Origin of the sequence: Mycobacterium terramassiliense (assembly GCF_900157385.1) — a bacterium.
Lineage (GTDB): Bacteria > Actinomycetota > Actinomycetes > Mycobacteriales > Mycobacteriaceae > Mycobacterium > Mycobacterium terramassiliense.
The window spans coordinates 1,581,399-1,598,144 of record NZ_LT717701.1 but is presented as its reverse complement, the minus strand read 5'-3'; the positions used below and the strand labels follow the sequence as shown (position 1 = coordinate 1,598,144).

The 16,746-nt window shown below is 69.4% G+C and carries 17 protein-coding genes and 1 tRNA gene; 8 read left to right on the top strand and 10 right to left on the bottom strand.

All coding sequences use genetic code 11. The annotated features are described in order from the left end of the window. The first annotated feature begins 351 nt into the window (after positions 1–351). Positions 352–726 (top strand): DUF732 domain-containing protein, encoded by a 375-nt coding sequence (locus tag MTAB308_RS22345; RefSeq protein WP_077102246.1) that lies wholly within the window; start codon positions 352–354, stop codon positions 724–726. 61 nt (positions 727–787) lie between these two features. Here the strand turns inward: MTAB308_RS22345 and MTAB308_RS22340 are convergent. From MTAB308_RS22340 to MTAB308_RS22320, 5 genes are all read right to left on the bottom strand, one after another. Beyond that, a tRNA-Ala gene (locus tag MTAB308_RS22340) sits at positions 788–863 on the bottom strand. A 49-nt stretch (positions 864–912) separates the two neighbouring features. After that, entirely contained in the window at positions 913–1,953 is a 1,041-nt protein-coding gene (gene sepX / locus MTAB308_RS22335; protein WP_108637463.1) for a divisome protein SepX/GlpR, read from the bottom strand. A 174-nt stretch (positions 1,954–2,127) separates the two neighbouring features. Then, positions 2,128–2,781 (bottom strand): GNAT family N-acetyltransferase, encoded by a 654-nt coding sequence (locus MTAB308_RS22330; protein ID WP_077104663.1) that lies wholly within the window; start codon positions 2,779–2,781, stop codon positions 2,128–2,130. A gap of 21 nt (positions 2,782–2,802) precedes the next feature. Continuing rightward, a complete protein-coding gene (glp, locus tag MTAB308_RS22325) occupies positions 2,803–4,095 on the bottom strand; it encodes a molybdotransferase-like divisome protein Glp (protein WP_077102242.1) in 1,293 nt (430 codons plus the stop codon). 67 nt (positions 4,096–4,162) lie between these two features. Further along, complete coding sequence (locus MTAB308_RS22320) at positions 4,163–5,074, bottom strand: UTP--glucose-1-phosphate uridylyltransferase (protein ID WP_077102240.1); 912 nt, start codon at positions 5,072–5,074, stop codon at positions 4,163–4,165. Positions 5,075–5,151: 77 nt separating this feature from the next. On the opposite strand from MTAB308_RS22320, the gene MTAB308_RS22315 reads away from it, so the two are divergent. The 4 genes from MTAB308_RS22315 (at position 5,152) to mscL (ending at position 7,437) form a co-directional block, all read left to right on the top strand. Then, a complete protein-coding gene (locus MTAB308_RS22315; protein ID WP_077104661.1) occupies positions 5,152–5,745 on the top strand; it encodes a 5-formyltetrahydrofolate cyclo-ligase in 594 nt (197 codons plus the stop codon). A 74-nt stretch (positions 5,746–5,819) separates the two neighbouring features. Next, positions 5,820–6,158 carry an FmdB family zinc ribbon protein gene (locus tag MTAB308_RS22310; protein WP_077102238.1) on the top strand — a complete coding sequence of 113 codons (339 nt, stop codon included), beginning with the start codon at positions 5,820–5,822 and terminating at the stop codon, positions 6,156–6,158. Between the two features lie 65 nt (positions 6,159–6,223). Next, on the top strand, positions 6,224–6,907 hold the full coding sequence (locus tag MTAB308_RS22305) for an SAF domain-containing protein (RefSeq protein ID WP_077102236.1): 684 nt from the start codon (positions 6,224–6,226) through the stop codon (positions 6,905–6,907). Positions 6,908–6,972: 65 nt separating this feature from the next. Continuing rightward, complete coding sequence (mscL, locus tag MTAB308_RS22300) at positions 6,973–7,437, top strand: large-conductance mechanosensitive channel protein MscL (RefSeq protein ID WP_077102234.1); 465 nt, start codon at positions 6,973–6,975, stop codon at positions 7,435–7,437. 7 nt (positions 7,438–7,444) lie between these two features. Here the strand turns inward: mscL and MTAB308_RS22295 are convergent, their stop codons facing one another. From MTAB308_RS22295 to rpmF, 5 genes are all read right to left on the bottom strand, one after another. Continuing rightward, complete coding sequence (locus MTAB308_RS22295; RefSeq protein WP_077102232.1) at positions 7,445–8,002, bottom strand: MogA/MoaB family molybdenum cofactor biosynthesis protein; 558 nt, start codon at positions 8,000–8,002, stop codon at positions 7,445–7,447. Next, complete coding sequence (locus MTAB308_RS22290) at positions 8,002–9,486, bottom strand: S1C family serine protease (RefSeq protein WP_077102230.1); 1,485 nt, start codon at positions 9,484–9,486, stop codon at positions 8,002–8,004. Before MTAB308_RS22290 ends, MTAB308_RS22295 begins: the two co-directional genes overlap by 1 nt. A gap of 71 nt (positions 9,487–9,557) precedes the next feature. Continuing rightward, the gene (locus MTAB308_RS22280) at positions 9,558–11,105 is read right to left on the bottom strand and encodes a HAMP domain-containing sensor histidine kinase (protein ID WP_077102228.1); all 1,548 of its coding nucleotides are present in this window, start codon (positions 11,103–11,105) and stop codon (positions 9,558–9,560) included. Further along, complete coding sequence (gene mprA, locus MTAB308_RS22275; protein ID WP_083746725.1) at positions 11,105–11,791, bottom strand: two-component system response regulator MprA; 687 nt, start codon at positions 11,789–11,791, stop codon at positions 11,105–11,107. The genes MTAB308_RS22280 and mprA overlap by 1 nt, the downstream gene beginning before the upstream one ends. A gap of 111 nt (positions 11,792–11,902) precedes the next feature. Next, positions 11,903–12,076, bottom strand: coding sequence for a 50S ribosomal protein L32 (rpmF, locus tag MTAB308_RS22270; RefSeq protein WP_007168835.1), 174 nt, complete (start codon positions 12,074–12,076; stop codon positions 11,903–11,905). Positions 12,077–12,298: 222 nt separating this feature from the next. On the opposite strand from rpmF, the gene MTAB308_RS22265 reads away from it, so the two are divergent. Genes MTAB308_RS22265 through MTAB308_RS22255 form a run of 3 tightly spaced genes read left to right on the top strand, consistent with a single transcriptional unit; the run spans position 12,299 to position 16,745 of the window. Next, positions 12,299–14,008 (top strand): acyclic terpene utilization AtuA family protein, encoded by a 1,710-nt coding sequence (locus tag MTAB308_RS22265; protein WP_077102224.1) that lies wholly within the window; start codon positions 12,299–12,301, stop codon positions 14,006–14,008. Then, positions 14,005–15,153: an acyl-CoA dehydrogenase family protein gene (locus MTAB308_RS22260; protein WP_077102222.1), complete on the top strand. Its 1,149-nt coding sequence runs from the start codon at positions 14,005–14,007 to the stop codon at positions 15,151–15,153. Before MTAB308_RS22265 ends, MTAB308_RS22260 begins: the two co-directional genes overlap by 4 nt. After that, positions 15,150–16,745: an acyl-CoA carboxylase subunit beta gene (locus MTAB308_RS22255; RefSeq protein ID WP_077102220.1), complete on the top strand. Its 1,596-nt coding sequence runs from the start codon at positions 15,150–15,152 to the stop codon at positions 16,743–16,745. Before MTAB308_RS22260 ends, MTAB308_RS22255 begins: the two co-directional genes overlap by 4 nt. The last annotated feature ends 1 nt before the right edge of the window (position 16,746 follow it).

Below are 16,746 nucleotides of genomic sequence, written 5' to 3'. Positions count from 1 at the left end.
GCGACGCGTGTGGTCGAGATTTCGGCCTCGTGGGTGACACCTGGATCAGTACCCACATCCGGGATCCACTATCCGGCATCCACCGCGGACGCCGGGCGAGGCCACGCGACGAAGGGGCGGCGCCCCCCGGAGGACTTTGGCCCCTACCTCCCTTCGCACCGCAGCGCCGACAGTGAGATGCCACGGCTTGTTGGCGATCGCGAGAGGAGAAGGGGGGCGACGAGTTCAGGTGGGACTGAGGCCGTTGGACAAAGCGACGAGGGCGCGACCGCGACGCGGGCGGTTCTGTCAACATCGAAGTGATCGCATCGCCGGCTGGTGTGCGCGCTATGGAGAGGATGCCGCGACTCTATGAACGTCGGTCCAAGGAGCTGGTCGAGAGTCTGCGCTCTCCTGCTGGGCGCCGCCACGCTGCTTCCCCCAGCCTCAGCAGCGGCAGACCCGACCGATGATGCGTTCATTGCGGCGCTGCAGAATTACGGGATCGACATCGGTGACCGCGACACCACAATTGCGCACGGCCGCACGGTATGCGCTTTGTTTGACAAGGGCCAAGACTCGAGCCTGATCGCATTGAAGGTGATGAAGGACCCGCAGCTGAACATCTCGACAAAGCGGCAAGCCGGCTTCTTCGTCGGCGATTCGGTGGCATCGTATTGCCCGCAATACCGGGGCTCCGTCGATCCGTCGGTGATCTGGCTGCTGCCGTTTCCCCCAATGATGTGACCCGGCGAGGACGCGACTGCGGACGCATCATTGGCGAGGAGCGCCCTGACCTGCTCAAACCTGGTGGAGCTAAGGGGATTCGAACCCCTGACCTACTCGATGCGAACGAGTCGCGCTACCAACTGCGCCATAGCCCCTGACCGCTAGCAGGCTACCAGCCGTGCCGCGAACCGCCGAACTCCGGCGTTACTCGCCGACCGCGCGCGGCAGGTCCCTGGGCCACCCGTAGTTCCGCATCGGCATCGCGTAGTCGAGGTGCTCGAAGATCGGGTCCTCGTCGTCGATTTCCAGCACCACCGCGCCGGGGCGCCGCAGCCGCGAGGGCACCACGTCGTACTCGCGGTCGTAGGCGTTCTCCACGCCAAGCCGCGCGCGAGCCATCCGCTGCATCCGGCGGCGGCGCACCCGCTCCTCGATGCGGGTCTGCCTGCGCAGGTAGGCCAGGTACAGCAGGGTCACCGCGGTCGCGGTCCCGCACACCCACCAGGCCGTCGGCGACACCTCGAAGGCGGCCGTGGCCGAGCCGACCAGGAAGACCGCCATCACCATCAGCACCCGCTTGCGGAAGGCGTACTTGCGGGCGCTGACCGCGGCGGCGGTCTTGGGGTCGAACCGGCGCCGCCGGGAGGCCCCCGGTGCGACGAACGCCCGCGGATCCTCGTCCTCCTCGCGGTCCGCCTCGGGCTCCAAACCCGAAGAGTCCTCGACATATTCGTACCGGTCCTCTAGGTCCGCGTCTTCGTCGTCGGCCTCGGTGTGTTCGGCGACGGTCTGGGGCTCGGTCTCGACGGCGGCCTCATCGTCGGCCTCACCGGGCTCGGCCAGCTCGGCGCCGGCGCCCGCCGGCAGCGCGCCGGAATCCTCGACGACGTCGACATCGAGGTAGTCGGGCTCGGTGTGCTCGACGTCCGCGACCTTCACCACGACCGGACGCGCCGGATGCACGTCGGTGTCGGCTTCCTCCTCGCGCTCCTCGTAGTCGTCCTGGGCCAGCTCGTCGTCGGTCGCGTCCTCCTCCGGCTTCCAGTGCGGGTCGCTGCGATGACCGGCGGCGGGCCCGCCGCGCTTGAGCAGCCGGGATCCGGCGCCGTTGAGCACCCGCGTCGCCAGCGCCACATCGCTGGTCCGACGCACCGCGTCGCGTTTGCTGATAAGCATCGGGACCAGCACAAACAGCCACAGCACCACGAGCGAGATCCACAACAGCGACTGCGGGATGCTTGGCATGATGACGTGCTCCTCACTGGCCCTGACCCCCGCGAGGCTCATCGGTGGCCGGCGCGGCCGGGGCAGGGTGACCAGCACAATTACACACCTGTAATTTGCCTCTCACAAGCACCAAACGTCACTCGTGTCGCGCTAGCCACAGCTCGCGGCAAGGTGGCCGCCTGTATCAGCGGCTCACGCCCAGCTGGCGTGGCCGGCGCGGACCAGGGTCGAGGCCACCGATCCCTGCACTTCCTCGACCGTGATGGCCATCAGCAGATGGTCGCGCCACGCCCGGTCGACCTCGAGGTACCGGCGCAGCAGGCCCTCCTCCCGGAACCCGACTTTGGCGAGCACGGCGCGGCTCGCGGCGTTCTCCGGGCGCACGGTGGCCTCCACGCGGTGCAGCATGACCGGGCCGAAGCAGTGATCGAGGCCGAGTGCCAGCGCGGCTGTCGCGACCCCGCCGCCGGTGGCCGAGCGGGGCACCCAGTAGCCGATCCACGCCGAGCGCAACGCCCCGTGGGTGACGTTGCCGATGGTCAGCTGGCCGCAGAACCGGCCGTCGAGCTCGATGACGTAGGGCAGCATGCGGCCCTTGCGGGCCTCCGCGCGCAGGCCCGAGCACAGCGCCGGCCACGCGGCGACCGTGTGCCGGATGGTCCAATCGCCGTCGGTGCTGGGCTCCCACGGCTCGAGATGGGCGCGGTCGGCCAGCCGGATGCGGCTCCATTGGGCGCCGTCGCGCATCCGCACCGCCCGCAGCCGGACGACCCCGCCGGGGACCCGCAGCGGCCCCACGTCCAACGGCCAACCCGGATGACGGGAATTGGCGCGCAACAGGTTCACCAGCATGTGCGGTCGTCTCGCCTAGCCGCGCTGGGCCAGGAAGGCGACGTCGACGATCTCACCGGTGCGAATCTGCTCGGCCCCGCTGGGCACCACCACCAGGCAGTTCGCCTCGGCCAGGGTGGCCAGCAGGTGCGACGACGCCCCCGGGGCCCCGCCCAGCGCCTGCACCAGGTACTCACCGGTGTCCTGATCGCGCATCAGCTGGCCGCGCAGGTAGCCCTTGCGCCCGGCGACGGACGTGATCGGCGACAGGGCACGGGCCTGCACCATCCGGCGCATCGGCTGCCGCTTGCCGAGCGACAGCCGGATCAGCGGCCGGACCATCACCTCGAACACCACCAGCGCGCTGACCGGGTTGGCGGGCAGCAGAAACGTCGGAACGCCCTCGCGCCCGAGCTGCCCGAAGCCCTGGACCGAGCCCGGATGCATGCCGACCCGCACGACCTCCATATCGCCGAGCTCGGAGAGCACCAGCCGCACCGCCTCGGCGGCCGCGCCCCCGACCGCACCGGCGAGCACGACGACCTCGGCGCGGTTGATCTGGCCCTCGACGACCTCACGCAGCTCGTTGGGGTTGTTGGGCACGATGCCGATGCGGTTGACCTCCGCGCCGGCGTCGCGGGCCGCCGCCGCCAGCGCATAGGAGTTGACGTCATAGACCTGGCCGTTGCCGGGGGTGCGCGAGATGTCGACGAGCTCGCCGCCCACGGCCATCACCGACACCCGGGGGCGCGGGTGCACCAACACCCGGTCCCGGCCCACCGCGGCCAGCAGCCCGACCTGTGCGGCGCCGATGATCGTTCCGGCGCGCACCGCGACATCACCGGGCTGGACGTCGTCGCCGGCGCGGCGGACGTAGGCGCCCGAAGGCGCCCCGCGCAGGATCCGCACGTGCGATCTCCCGCCGTCCGTCCAGCGCACCGGCAGGACGGCGTCGGCCAGGGTGGGCAGCGGGGCCCCGGTCTGCACCCGGACGGCCTGCCGCGGCTGCAGCCGGCTCGGTGTGCGCGAGCCGGCCTCGATGGTGCCCATCACCGGCAGGACCAGGCCGTCGCGCGTGTCCTCGTCGCCGCCGGATTCGTCGGGCGGCTCGCCGAGGCCCTCGGCGCCCACCTCACCGACGCCCAGCACGTCGACGCTGCGCACCGCGTAGCCGTCGATCGCCGCCTGATCGAAGCCGGGCATGGGCCGCTCGGTGACCACTTCCTCGGCGCACATCAATCCCTGTGCCTCGGCGATGGCGACCCGAATCGGCCGCGGGGCCACCGCGGCCGCCGTTATCCGGGCCTGCTGCTCCTCCACAGAACGCACAGCGTGCCTCTCTGCCGTCGAGACCTTTCGGCCCGCCTTGTCCCGCCGGCCCGGCGTTGTCGCCCGGCTAGTTCTCGGTCAGGCCCAATCGCGCCACCAACCATCGCCGCAAATCCGGGCCATAGTCGTCACGATCCAATGCAAAGTCAACCGCAGCCTTCAGGTAGCCGCCGGGATTTCCCAAGTCGTGTCGAGATCCGCGATGCACCACGACATGGACCGGGTGGCCCTCTTTGATCAGCAGCGCGATGCCGTCGGTGAGCTGCACTTCGCCGCCGGCGCCCCGCTCGATGCGGCGCAACGCGTCGAAGATGGCGCGATCGAGCACGTAGCGGCCGGCCGCGGCATACATCGACGGGGCGTCTTCGGCCTTGGGCTTTTCGACCATGCCCTTGACCTCCAGGACGTCCGGGTTGTCACCGCCGGGGACCGGCTCGACGTCGAAAACGCCGTAGGCGCTGATCTCTTCGGGCGTCACCTCGATCGCGCACAACACCGTGCCGCCGTGGTCGGCGCGCACCTTGGCCATCGTCTCCAGGACGCCCGTCGGCAACACCAGGTCGTCGGGCAGCAGCACCATGACGGCGTCCTCGTCGGCCGCCAGCGTGGGTTCGACGCAGCCGATGGCGTGTCCCAGGCCGAGCGGTTCGGCCTGCACGACGGACTCCACCTTGATCAGCTGCGGCGCGCGCCGCACCTTGTCGAGCATCGCCTTCTTGCCGCGCGCCTCGAGCGTGCCCTCCAGCACCAGGTCCTCGACGAAATGCGCGACAACCCCGTCCTTGCCCTCGGACGTGACGATCACCAGACGTTCCGCGCCGGCGGCGGCGGCCTCCTCGGCGACCAGCTCGATGCCCGGGGTGTCGACGACCGGTAGCAGCTCCTTGGGAACCGTCTTGGTCACCGGCAGGAAACGCGTACCCAGGCCGGCCGCGGGAACGATCGCCGTAAAGGGGACCGGAACTTCTGGGCGTGACATTGTTCAAACGATAAACCTCGTCAGGTGCGCCGACGCCGTCTGGCGGCACCAAATCCGGGCCTGTCATGGTTGAGACCGTGGAAACCGCAAGCAAGGACGCGTTGCGCCGGCAGCTGCTGGCGGCGCGGCGTTGCGTTGCCGACGACGTTCGCGGCGCCGAGGCGCGCCTGCTCAGTGACCGGCTGGAGCCGCTGATCACCGGCGGGATCACGGTCTGTGCCTACGTGCCGGTGGGCACCGAGCCGGGTTCGCCCGACCTGCTGGACATGTTGCTGCGCCGGTCGGCACGGGTGCTGCTGCCGATCGCGCGCACCACGGCCGAGGACGAGCCCCTGCCGCTGCGGTGGGGCGAATACGGGCCGGGCACACTCGTCCCCGGCCCGTGGGGGCTGCTCGAGCCGCCCGGGCCGCCGCTGCCGGAGACGGCCCTGGCCGAGGCGGGTCTGGTGCTGGTGCCGGCGCTGGCGGTCGATCGCCGGGGCGTACGGCTTGGCCGCGGGCGCGGCTTTTATGACCGCTCGCTGGGCGGGCGCAACCCGCACGCGCACCTCATCGCGGTGGTGCGCGACGCGGAATTCGTGGCCGAGCTGCCCACCGAACCGCACGACGTGCCGATGACGCACGCGCTCACGCCCAACCGGGGCCTGATCACCCTTCCAAGCCGGGAATGATCCCGATCACGTGGCGGTTCTAGCACTTGACACGGTAGAGTGCTAATGCAGCCCGAGACGATTCGGAGGTTTTTGTGCCGACTTACAGCTACGCGTGCACCGAATGCGGCGACCGCTTCGACGCTGTCCAGGCCTTCACCGACGACGCGCTGACCACGTGCGAGAAGTGCTCCGGCCGGCTGCGCAAGTTGTTCAATTCCGTCGGCGTCGTGTTCAAGGGCAGCGGCTTCTACCGCACCGACAGCCGTTCGGACGGCACGAAGTCGAAGAGCTCGACCAACGGATCGTCCGGAGACACCGGGTCGAGCGAAAAAACCGGTTCCGCCGACAAGAGCGCCTCCGGTGACAAGAGCGGCTCGGGCGACAAGTCGGCCGGCAGTGCGACGCCGGCCACCGCGGCCGCCTCGAGCTGAGCGGTTATCCACAAGGCAGTTCCTGACCGGCACCGCCGGCATCCTCTCGCGCCTACCGTTGCGGAGTGGGCGAATCTTCGCTGAACCCGAGCCTGTTCGGGCGGATCTCGGCGTCGCTGCGCCCCGACTGGACTCGCACGGTGCTGGCCCGGCGAGTGGCCGCGGGCGCGCTCGTCGTGCTGGCCGGCGTCGCGACGCTGCGCTCGGACCCCCACGCCGATGACGCCGAGGTGGTGGTCGCGACGCACGACCTGCGCCCGGGTGCGGCGCTGACCTCAGACGATCTGCGCCTTGAAAAGCGTTCGGCCACAACGGTTCCCGAGGGCGCACAGCGGGACGTGGCCACGGTCGCCGGGTCGATGCTGGCCGGTCCCGCCAGGCGCGGCGAGGTGCTCACCGACGTCCGCCTACTCGGGAGCCGGCTGGCCGAGGCCGCGATCGGATCAAAGGCCGGGCCCGGCGCCCGCATCGTGCCGCTGCACCTGGCCGACGCCGCCCTGATCGACCTGATTCGGGTCGGGGATGTGGTGGACGTGTTGGCCGCCCCGGCCACCGACGCCCCGGCGCCGGGGACCCCGCCCGTGACCAAAGTGGTAGCAACTGACGCCGTTGTCGTGCTTGTTTCGCCCAAACAGAAGGTCCAGGCTGCCGATAGCGACCGCGTAGTGTTGGTTGCGCTGCCGGCTCGCGTGGCGAACACGGTGGCGGGTACGGCGCTGGGTCAGACCGTAACGCTCACCCTGCATTGAGCACCTGCCAGCTGTTGGGCACGTGATCGATAGCAAACTCTGTCCAGTCCAGAAAGGACCTGCCCATGCTCAAAGGGTTCAAGGAGTTTCTCTCACGGGGCAACATCATCGACCTGTCGACCGCGGTGGTCATCGGTACCGCGTTCACCGCGCTGGTCACGCAGTTCACCGACAGCATCATCAAGCCGCTGATCAACCGGATCGGAGTCAACCAGAAATCCGATCTCGGTGTCCTGCGCATCAGCATCGGCGGCGGCCAGACCATCGACCTGAACAACGTCCTGTCGGCCGCCATCAACTTCATCATCATCGCCGCGGTGGTGTACTTCCTGGTCGTGCTTCCGTACACGACGCTGCGCAAGCGCGGTGAGGTCGAGCAGGCGGACGACGCGCAGATCGTGCTGCTCACCGAGATCCGCGACCTGCTGTCACAGACCACCAACGGGGATTCGTCCGGCCGGCACGGCGGGACGGTCGCAAGTAAGCCGCCGCCCGAGCACGGGCCCCGCGCGGACGCCGAATCGCAGTGAGGGGCGCCTAGATCTCGAGGCTGGACAGCTGCCCGATGATCTGGGCGGCAAGCGGATTCAGCGTCGCCATCCCGTCGCGCACCGCGTAGCGGGAACCCGCGAGGTTGACCACCAGCGTGCTGCCCGATACCCCGGCCAGACCGCGCGACAAACCGGCGTCGATGATGCCCGCGGACAGCCCCGAGGCGCGAATCGCTTCGGCGATGCCGAGGATTTCCCGATCCAGGATCTCGCGGGTGGCCTCCGGCGTGACGTCGCGGGGGGTGACGCCCGTCCCGCCGACCGAAACCACCAGGTCCACCCCGCCGATCACCGCGGTATTGAGCGCGTTGCGGATCTCGACCTCGTCGGCCGCGACCGCAACCACGCCGTCGACCACAAACCCCGCCTCGGTCAACAGCTCGGTGACCAGCGGTCCGCTATGGTCTTCGTCCCCATGCGCAGTGCGATCGTCGACCACCACGACCAGCGCCCGGCCGACCACCAACTCGGCACCCGATTCCATGGGTGCCACCGTATATCCGAGGTCCGACAATCCCGCCGCCGAGGGCTCTTCGACTCTCATCACTGATCCGCCTTACCCAGGGTGACCTGCACGGTGCGGCTTCCCCCGCCGGGATCCTGGAACGTCAGCGACACCTTGTCGCCGGGCGCTTTCGAGCGGACGGCGGCCACCAGCGCGTCGGCGCTGTTGATCGGGCGGTCGTCGACCTTGGTGACGACGACTCCCTTGGGCACTCCGGCGCTCGCCGCCGCGCCGTTCGGCACGACGTCGACGACCTTGGCGCCAGGGGTGCCCTTGTCGCTGGTCACCTGCACACCGAGCGAGGCGTGCGTCGCTTTGCCGGTCGCGATCAGCTCGTCGGCGATGCGCTTGGCCTGGTCGACGGGAATCGCGAAGCCGAGGCCGATAGAGCCGCTCTGCGCGTCCGGCGAATCGGCGCCCAGGGTGGCGATCGCTGAGTTGACGCCCACCAACTGGCCGCTCATGTTGACCAGCGCACCACCGGAGTTGCCCGGGTTGATCGCGGCATCGGTCTGAATCGCGTCCAGCACGGTGTTCTGGTTCCCCGACTCGCCGGTGGTGGACACCGGCCGGTTCATTGCGCTGATGATTCCGGTGGTCACCGTGCCCGACAGGCCCAGGGGCGAACCGATCGCCACCACCGGCTGCCCCACTCGCAAATCCGACGAGGAGCCCAGCGTGATGGGGTTCAGCCCGGACACGCCCTGCACGCGGATCACGGCGATGTCGCTGGTGGGGTCCGCACCGACCACCGTGAACGGCGCGGTACGGCCGTCGGAGAAGGTCACCGTCGTTTTCGGTGCCGGACCGGCAGGACCGCCCGGCCCGCCGGGCCCAGCTGGGCCGGGCCCACCCGGGCCGCCGGGCTTGGCCGCCGCCGCGGCAATCACGTGGTTGTTGGTCAGGATGAGTCCGTCGGTCGATAGGACGATGCCGGACCCCTCTTCGGACTGGCGGCCCAGGTCCGTCTCCAGCATGACGACGCTGGGCACCACCTTGGCGGCCACCTGTTCGACGCTGCCCGGCGGCATGTTCGCGGCCGGGACGCTGGGGGCGGCCCCCGGAATTATCCCACGGCCGTTGCTGGTCGCGGAGTGGGTGCCCAGTTCGACGGCCGTTGCCGCGGCGCCGCCGATCCCGGCCGACACGACCGCGATGGCCAGCGCGCCCGCAGTCAAAAGTCCTGCGCGCGAACGCTTCTGGGGCGCGGGCCCCGGTGGCATCGGCGGCAGCATATGGATGGGGCCCGTCCCGGTTCCCCCGGGCACGGGACCCGGTCCGGTGCCGCCGGGTATCCGGCCCGGCCCGGTGCCACTGAAAGGCTCGTAGGGCTCGTAAGGCCGCCGGTACTGGCTCGTCTGCGAGGGCTGCGAGGGCTGGGCCGGCCGCTGATAGCGCCAGTCGTACTGCGGGTTGTACGGCTGCTGGCGCCCCTGCGCATACGCGGGGGGCACAGGCTGATCAGGCCCGTTACGGTATCCCGGCTGCTGCGGCGGTGGCGAATACCTCGGGTCATTCGTCATGTCGCTACGTCGCTCTTCCTATTTTCCGGCTTTGGGCTCGACTTCGCTCGAGTCCAACACTAGCTGCAGACCTACCTTGCCCGCGCGGACTGAGAGTCCACTGAGATAACGTTCGCCGAATCCCGAGAGTTCGCCGCGCGGTCCGTCACGGGCACGTAAGGATCGGTTTCGGTATCCGTCGTCAGGACATCAGTGTCGGCCACAGCCGTCTGGGCCGGCCCCCGGCGGCCGGGAAGCAGCACGTAGATGGAGGTGCCCGGCGGCTGGCCGCCCGGCACGGTGTCCTCGACCCGAAGCAGCCCACCGTGGTTGAGCACCACCTTTTTGACGATCGCCAGTCCGAGCCCCGAACCCGGCATCGCCCGCGCGGTCGTCGACCGGTAGAAGCGCTCGAACACCAAGCGGCGCTCGTGCAGTGGGATGCCGGGGCCATGGTCGGACACCACCAGCTCGGCGTGTGTGGCGTCGAGTTGCCTCATCGTGATGCCGACGTGGGCGCCCGGCGGGCTCCACTTGGCCGCGTTGTCCATCAGGTTCAGCACGGCGCGCGAAAGCCCGGCGGCGTCACCGTAGACCTGCCAGGGGATCACGTCGACGTCGAAGTGAATGTCGTTGCGCCGCCGCCTTACTCGCTCCAGGCTCCGATCAATCACCTCGGGCATGTCGACCGTCTCGTGCACGACTTGACCGGCGTCGTCGCGGGTAAGGTCCACCAAATCGCCCACCAGCGTGGACAATTCCTCGATTTGGGCCAGCACATCGGCGCGCAGGTCGACCATTTCCTGTTCGGGCAGCCGCGGCGCCCCCGGCTCCATCGAGGCCATCAAGAGTTCGACGTTGGTGCGCAGCGACGTCAGCGGCGTGCGCAGTTCGTGCCCCGCATCGGTGACCAGCCGCGCCTGTCGCTCTCGGGATTCGGCCAACGCCCGCAGCATCAAATTGAAAGCCTCAGTCAGCCTTGCCAATTCGTCGCTGCCGAACACCGGGATAGGGCGCAGGTCGTCGGTGCGCGCCACCCGCTCGGCGGCCTGGGTGAGGCGGGCCACCGGCCGCAACCCCGCCCGGGTGACCATTCCGCCGGCCACCGCGGCCACCGCGACGCCGATGCCGCCGACGATGAGCAGCACCCAGCGCAGCTTGGTCATGACCGCCTCGGTGGGCTTGAGGCTCTTGGAGATCAGCAATGAACTGCCGTTGGGCAGGTGGATGGCCAATATGCGTTGATCCGACGCCGTGCGACGCGACATGAACAAATCGCCGCTGATGACGGCCTTCTCGGTGGCCCCGACGGGCAGCGTCTGGCCGGGCTGGTTGGCGCTGTAGCTGGAGTGGCCCGGGTTCACCAGCATGGCGTTGACGTCGGAGTAAGCGGTGCCCTCGATGGCCTTCCCCGGGTCCGCGGCCAGCGAACCGCTGGCGATGAGCAGCTGCGCCCGGCTCTGCAACTGGTTGTCGATATCGCTGTAGAGGGCGGCCGAAATCACGGCGTAGACGGCGAAGGACATCAACACGACGACCATCGCGACCATCGACATCGCCAGCAGCATCACCCGCCATCGCAGGGACAGCGAGCTGGTGGCTCGAAGCGGTGCGCGCCGGTGCCGCTGCGACCGGATCATCAGGGCGGAGTCTCCCGAAGGACGTAGCCCACCCCGCGCACCGTGTGGATCAGCCGCGGCTCACCTTCGGCTTCGGTCTTGCGACGCAGGTAGCCGACGTAGACCTCCAGCGCATTGCCCGAGGTGGGAAAGTCGAATCCCCACACCTCCTCGAGGATGCGGCTGCGGGTCAGCACCCGGCGGGGGTTGGCGATCAGCATTTCCAGCAGCGCGAACTCGGTGCGGGTCAAGCTGATCCGGCGTTGTCCGCGGGTGACTTCGCGCGTCACCGGGTCCAGGCTCAGGTCGGAAAAGCTCATGGCCACCGACTCGGCGTCGTCGTCGGGCTTGGTGCGCCGCAGCAGCGCCCGCATCCGGGCCAACAGCTCTTCGAGGGCGAACGGCTTGGGCAGGTAGTCGTCGGCGCCGGCGTCCAGCCCGGCGACCCGCTCCGACACCGAATCGCGGGCCGTCAGCACCAGGATCGGCAGGTCGTCGCCCGTGCTGCGCAGCTGGCGGCACACCTCCAGGCCGTCCAGGCGCGGCATCATCACATCCAGGACGAGCGCGTCGGGCCGGTCGCTGGCGATCATGTCCAGGGCCTCGAGCCCGTCATGGGCCAGCTCGACCGAGTACCCGTTGAACGAAAGCGACCGGCGCAGTGACTCGCGGACCGCGCGATCGTCGTCGACGACTAGTATGCGCACGGCCATTAGTTTCGTCCTAGCGCCTGAGAGCCGCCTGAGAGGCGCGCCGCGTATTTCCCGAGATGTCTGCCCGACGGCGATGCGGGCCGGCACGGCCCACCGCGGTGGTGGCTAACGCCGGTCGAGGTCGATGAGACCGAGGCGGGCCGCCTTGAGCAGCCGGCGGGGCACCTTGTGCTTTTGGCCTGCCACCGTGACGCCGACGAGCTCGGTCTTGGTGGCCTTCCACTGCGCGCGACGGCTTCGGGTGTTCGCGCGCGACATTCTGCGCTTGGGTACGGCCATGGTCGGGCCTAACTCCTCGGGTCGGGGGGTATGCCGCGCGGCGTGGCCGGTCGGGCCGAACGTGCGACGATTGCCTATCAGGATAGTGGGTGACCTGCTCGCCGCCAAAATGACGGCGCACCGGCCGAGCGGACGTCCTTGACGCGGCACCGGCGCGACCCGCTAACCTACCGGTTGGTTGGTTGGTTCGCTCACCGGTGCATCGCAGATTGGAGGACTCCCGTGGCCTCTGCTCCTGGTCGCGATGCCGTCCGGATCGCGAACTGTTCCGGGTTCTACGGCGACCGCCTGTCGGCGATGCGCGAGATGCTGACCGGCGGGGACGTCGACTACCTCACCGGGGACTACCTGGCCGAACTCACCATGCTGATCCTCGGCCGCGACCGGATGAAGCACCCCGAGCGCGGTTACGCCAAGACCTTCCTGACCCAGCTCGAGGATTGCCTGGGCGAGGCCCGCGACCGCGGGGTGCGCATCGTTGCCAACGCCGGCGGCCTCAACCCGGCAGGGCTGGCCGACGCGATCCGCGCCCTCGCCGAGCGCCTGGGCGTGCCCGCCCGCGTCGCGCATGTGGAGGGCGACGACCTGCAGCCGCGCGCTGCCGAGCTGGGGTTGGGCGCGCCGCTCACCGCGAACGCCTACCTGGGTGCGTGGGGCATCGTCGATTGCCTGGGCGCCGGCGCCGACGTCGTCGTCACCGGCCGGGTCACCGACGCCTCGGTGATCGTGGGTGCGGCGGCGGCGCACTTCGGCTGGAGCGCGACCGACTACGACCAGCTCGCGGGCGCCGTGGTGGCCGGGCACGTCATCGAATGCGGCGTCCAGGCCACCGGCGGCAACTATTCCTTCTTTACCGAGGTTGCCGACCTGACCCACGCCGGTTTCCCCCTGGCCGAGGTCTTCGCCGACGGCTCGTCGGTGATCACCAAACATCCCGGCACCGGCGGCCTGGTCAGCGTCGACACCGTCACCGCGCAGCTGCTGTACGAGATCACCGGCGCGCGCTACGCCAACCCCGACGTGACCGCCCGGATGGACACCGTCGCGCTGTCCCCCGACGGCCCCGACCGGGTGCGTATCAGCGGCGTGCGTGGCGAAGCGCCCCCACCCACTCTCAAGGTGTCGCTCAACAGCATCGGCGGGTTTCGCAACGCGATGACGTTCGTACTGACCGGCCTGGACATCGAGGCCAAGGCCGACCTGGTGCGCCGCCAGCTGGAGGCCGCGTTGTCGGTGAAGCCCGCGGAGCTGCAGTGGTCGCTGGCCCGCACCGACCACTCCGACGCCGACACCGAGGAAGCCGCCAGCGCGTTGCTGCACTGTGTGGTCCGCGACCCCGACCCCGCCAACGTCGGGCGCCAGTTCTCCTCGGCGGCAGTCGAATTGGCTCTTGCCAGCTATCCCGGCTTTCACGTGACCGCCCCGCCCGGGGACGGCCAGGTCTACGGTGTGTTCACCGCGGGGTACGTCGACGCCAAGGAGGTGCCGCACGTCGCGGTGCACGCCGACGGCACCCGGACCGAAATCCCCTGCGCTATTGACACTTTGGAGTTGGCGCCCGCCGATCCCCCGCCGCTGCCCGAGCCGTTGCCGGCCGGTCCGACGCGCAAGGTGCCGCTGGGACGGATCGCCGGGGCCCGCAGCGGCGACAAGGGCGGGTCGGCCAACGTCGGGGTCTGGGTGCGCGGCGACGAACAGTGGCGCTGGCTGGCCAACACGCTGACGATCGAGTTGTTCACCGAACTGCTGCCCGAGGCGGCCGACTTCGACGTCACCCGCCATCTGCTGCCCAACCTGCGCGCGGTGAACTTCGTCGTCGACGGCATCCTCGGTCAGGGCGTCGCGTATAACGCGCGATTCGACCCCCAGGCCAAGGGGCTGGGCGAATGGCTGCGTGGCCGCCACGTGGACATCCCGGAGCGCCTGCTGTGAATATCTGGACCACCCCCGAGCGCGAACAGCTGCGAAAGACGGTGCGCTCCTTCACCGAACGCGAGATCCTGCCGCACGCCGACGAGTGGGAACGCGCCGGCGAACTGCCGCGCGACCTGCACCGCCGCGCCGGGGCGGCCGGGCTGCTCGGCGCGAGCTTTCCCGAATCGGTCGGCGGCGGTGGCGGCGACGGCGCCGACGCGGTGGTCATCTGCGAGGAGGTGCACCAATCCGGTGCCCCCGGAGGCGTCTTCGCATCGCTGTTCACCTCCGGCATCGCGGTGCCGCACATGGCCGCCTCCGGCGAAGCCCGGCTGATCGACGAGTTCGTGCGGCCGACGCTGGCCGGCGAGAAGATCGGCGCGCTGGCCATCACCGAGCCCGGCGGCGGTTCCGACGTCGGGCACCTGCGCACGGCGGCGGTCCGAGACGGCGATCACTACGTCGTCAACGGCGCCAAGACCTACATCACCTCCGGGGTACGCGCCGACTACGTCGTGACCGCGGTGCGCACGGGAGGCCCCGGCGCCGCGGGGGTTTCGCTGCTGGTGGTCGAGAAGGGCACGCCCGGCTTCGAGGTCACCCGCAAGCTGGACAAGATGGGCTGGCGATCCTCCGATACCGCCGAGCTGTCCTACACCGACGCGCGGGTGCCGGCCGCCAATCTCGTCGGCGCCGAGAACACCGGCTTTGCCCAGATCGCGCAGGCTTTCGTGTCCGAGCGGATCGGCCTTGCCGCGCAGGCCTATTCGAGCGCGCAGCGCTGCCTTGACCTGACGGCGCAGTGGTGCCGCGACCGGGAGACGTTCGGGCGCCCGCTGATCTCGCGCCAGTCGGTGCAGAACACGCTGGCCGAGATGGCCCGGCGCATCGATGTCGCCCGCGTCTACTCCCGCAACGTGGTCGAGCGCCAGCTCGCCGGCGAGACCAACCTGATCGCGCAGGTGTGTTTTGCCAAGAACACCGCCGTCGAGGCCGGGGAATGGGTGGCCAACCAAGCCGTCCAGTTGTTCGGCGGGATGGGCTACATGGCCGAATCCGAAGTCGAACGCCAATACCGGGACATGCGGATCCTAGGCATCGGCGGCGGCACCACCGAGATCCTGACCGCGCTGGCCGCCAAAACCCTGGGATTCCAATCATGACCGCGCTGAAGTCCACGCTCGACCCGAACTCCGCCGCATTCACCGACGCGGCTTCGACGGCGGCCTCGCGGCTCGACGAGATCGGCGCCGAACTCGCCAAAGCGCTTGCGGGCGGCGGGACCAAGTACGTGGAGCGCCACCACGCCCGCGGCAAGCTGACCGCGCGGGAACGCATCGAGCTGCTCGTCGACCCAGACTCGCCGTTCCTCGAGCTCAGCCCGCTGGCGGCCTACGGCAGCGCGTTTACCGTCGGCGCCAGCACGGTCACCGGGATTGGCGTGGTGTCGGGTGTGGAATGCCTGATCGTCGCCAACGACCCGACGGTCAAGGGCGGCACCAGCAATCCGTGGACCCTGAAAAAGATACTGCGCGCCAACCAGATCGCCTTCGAAAACCGGCTGCCCGTCATTTCGCTGGTGGAGTCCGGTGGGGCAGACCTGCCCACCCAGAAGGAGATCTTCATCCCCGGCGGGCAGATGTTCCGCGACCTGACCCGCCTGTCGGCGGCCGGGATTCCCACCATTGCCCTGGTTTTCGGCAACTCCACCGCCGGCGGCGCCTACATTCCCGGCATGTCCGACCACGTCGTGATGATCAAGGAACGCTCGAAGGTATTCCTGGCAGGTCCCCCGCTGGTGAAGATGGCCACCGGCGAGGAATCCGATGACGAGTCGCTGGGCGGCGCCGAAATGCACGCGCGCATCTCGGGTTTGGCCGACTACTTCGCCGCCGACGAGCTCGACGCCATCCGCATCGGGCGCCGCATCGTGGCCCGGCTGAACTGGGTCAAGCGGGGACCGGCCCCGGGGCCGGTGACCGAGCCGCTGTTCGACACCGAGGAGCTCATCGGCATCGTGCCCGCGGACCTGCGCGTCCCGTTCGACCCGCGCGAGGTGATCGCCCGCATCGTGGATGGCTCCGAATTCGACGAATTCAAGGCCATGTATGGCTCGTCGCTGGTCACCGGCTGGGCTCGGCTGCACGGTTACCCCCTGGGCATTCTGGCCAACGCGCGCGGCGTGCTGTTCAGCGAGGAGTCGCAAAAGGCGACCCAGTTCATTCAGCTGGCCAATCGCTCGAACACGCCACTGTTGTTCCTGCACAACACCACCGGCTACATGGTGGGCAAGGACTACGAAGAGGGCGGGATGATCAAGCACGGGTCGATGATGATCAACGCCGTCTCGAACTCGACCGTCCCGCACATCTCGCTGCTGATCGGCGCCTCCTACGGCGCCGGCCACTACGGCATGTGCGGGCGCGCCTACGACCCGAGGTTCCTGTTCGCCTGGCCCAGCGCCAAATCCGCGGTGATGGGTGGCGCCCAGCTGGCGGGCGTCTTGTCGATCGTGGCCCGCGCGGCCGCCGAGGCGCGCGGCCAGCAGGTCGACGAGGACGCCGACGCCGCGATGCGCGCCGCCGTCGAGGGGCAGATCGAAGCCGAGTCGCTACCGCTGGTGTTGTCCGGAATGCTCTACGACGACGGGGTGATCGACCCGCGCGACACCCGCACGGTGCTGGGAATGTGTCTGTCCGCCATTGCCAATGGCCCGATCAAGGGGACGTCGAACTTCGGCGTCTTCCGGATGTGAG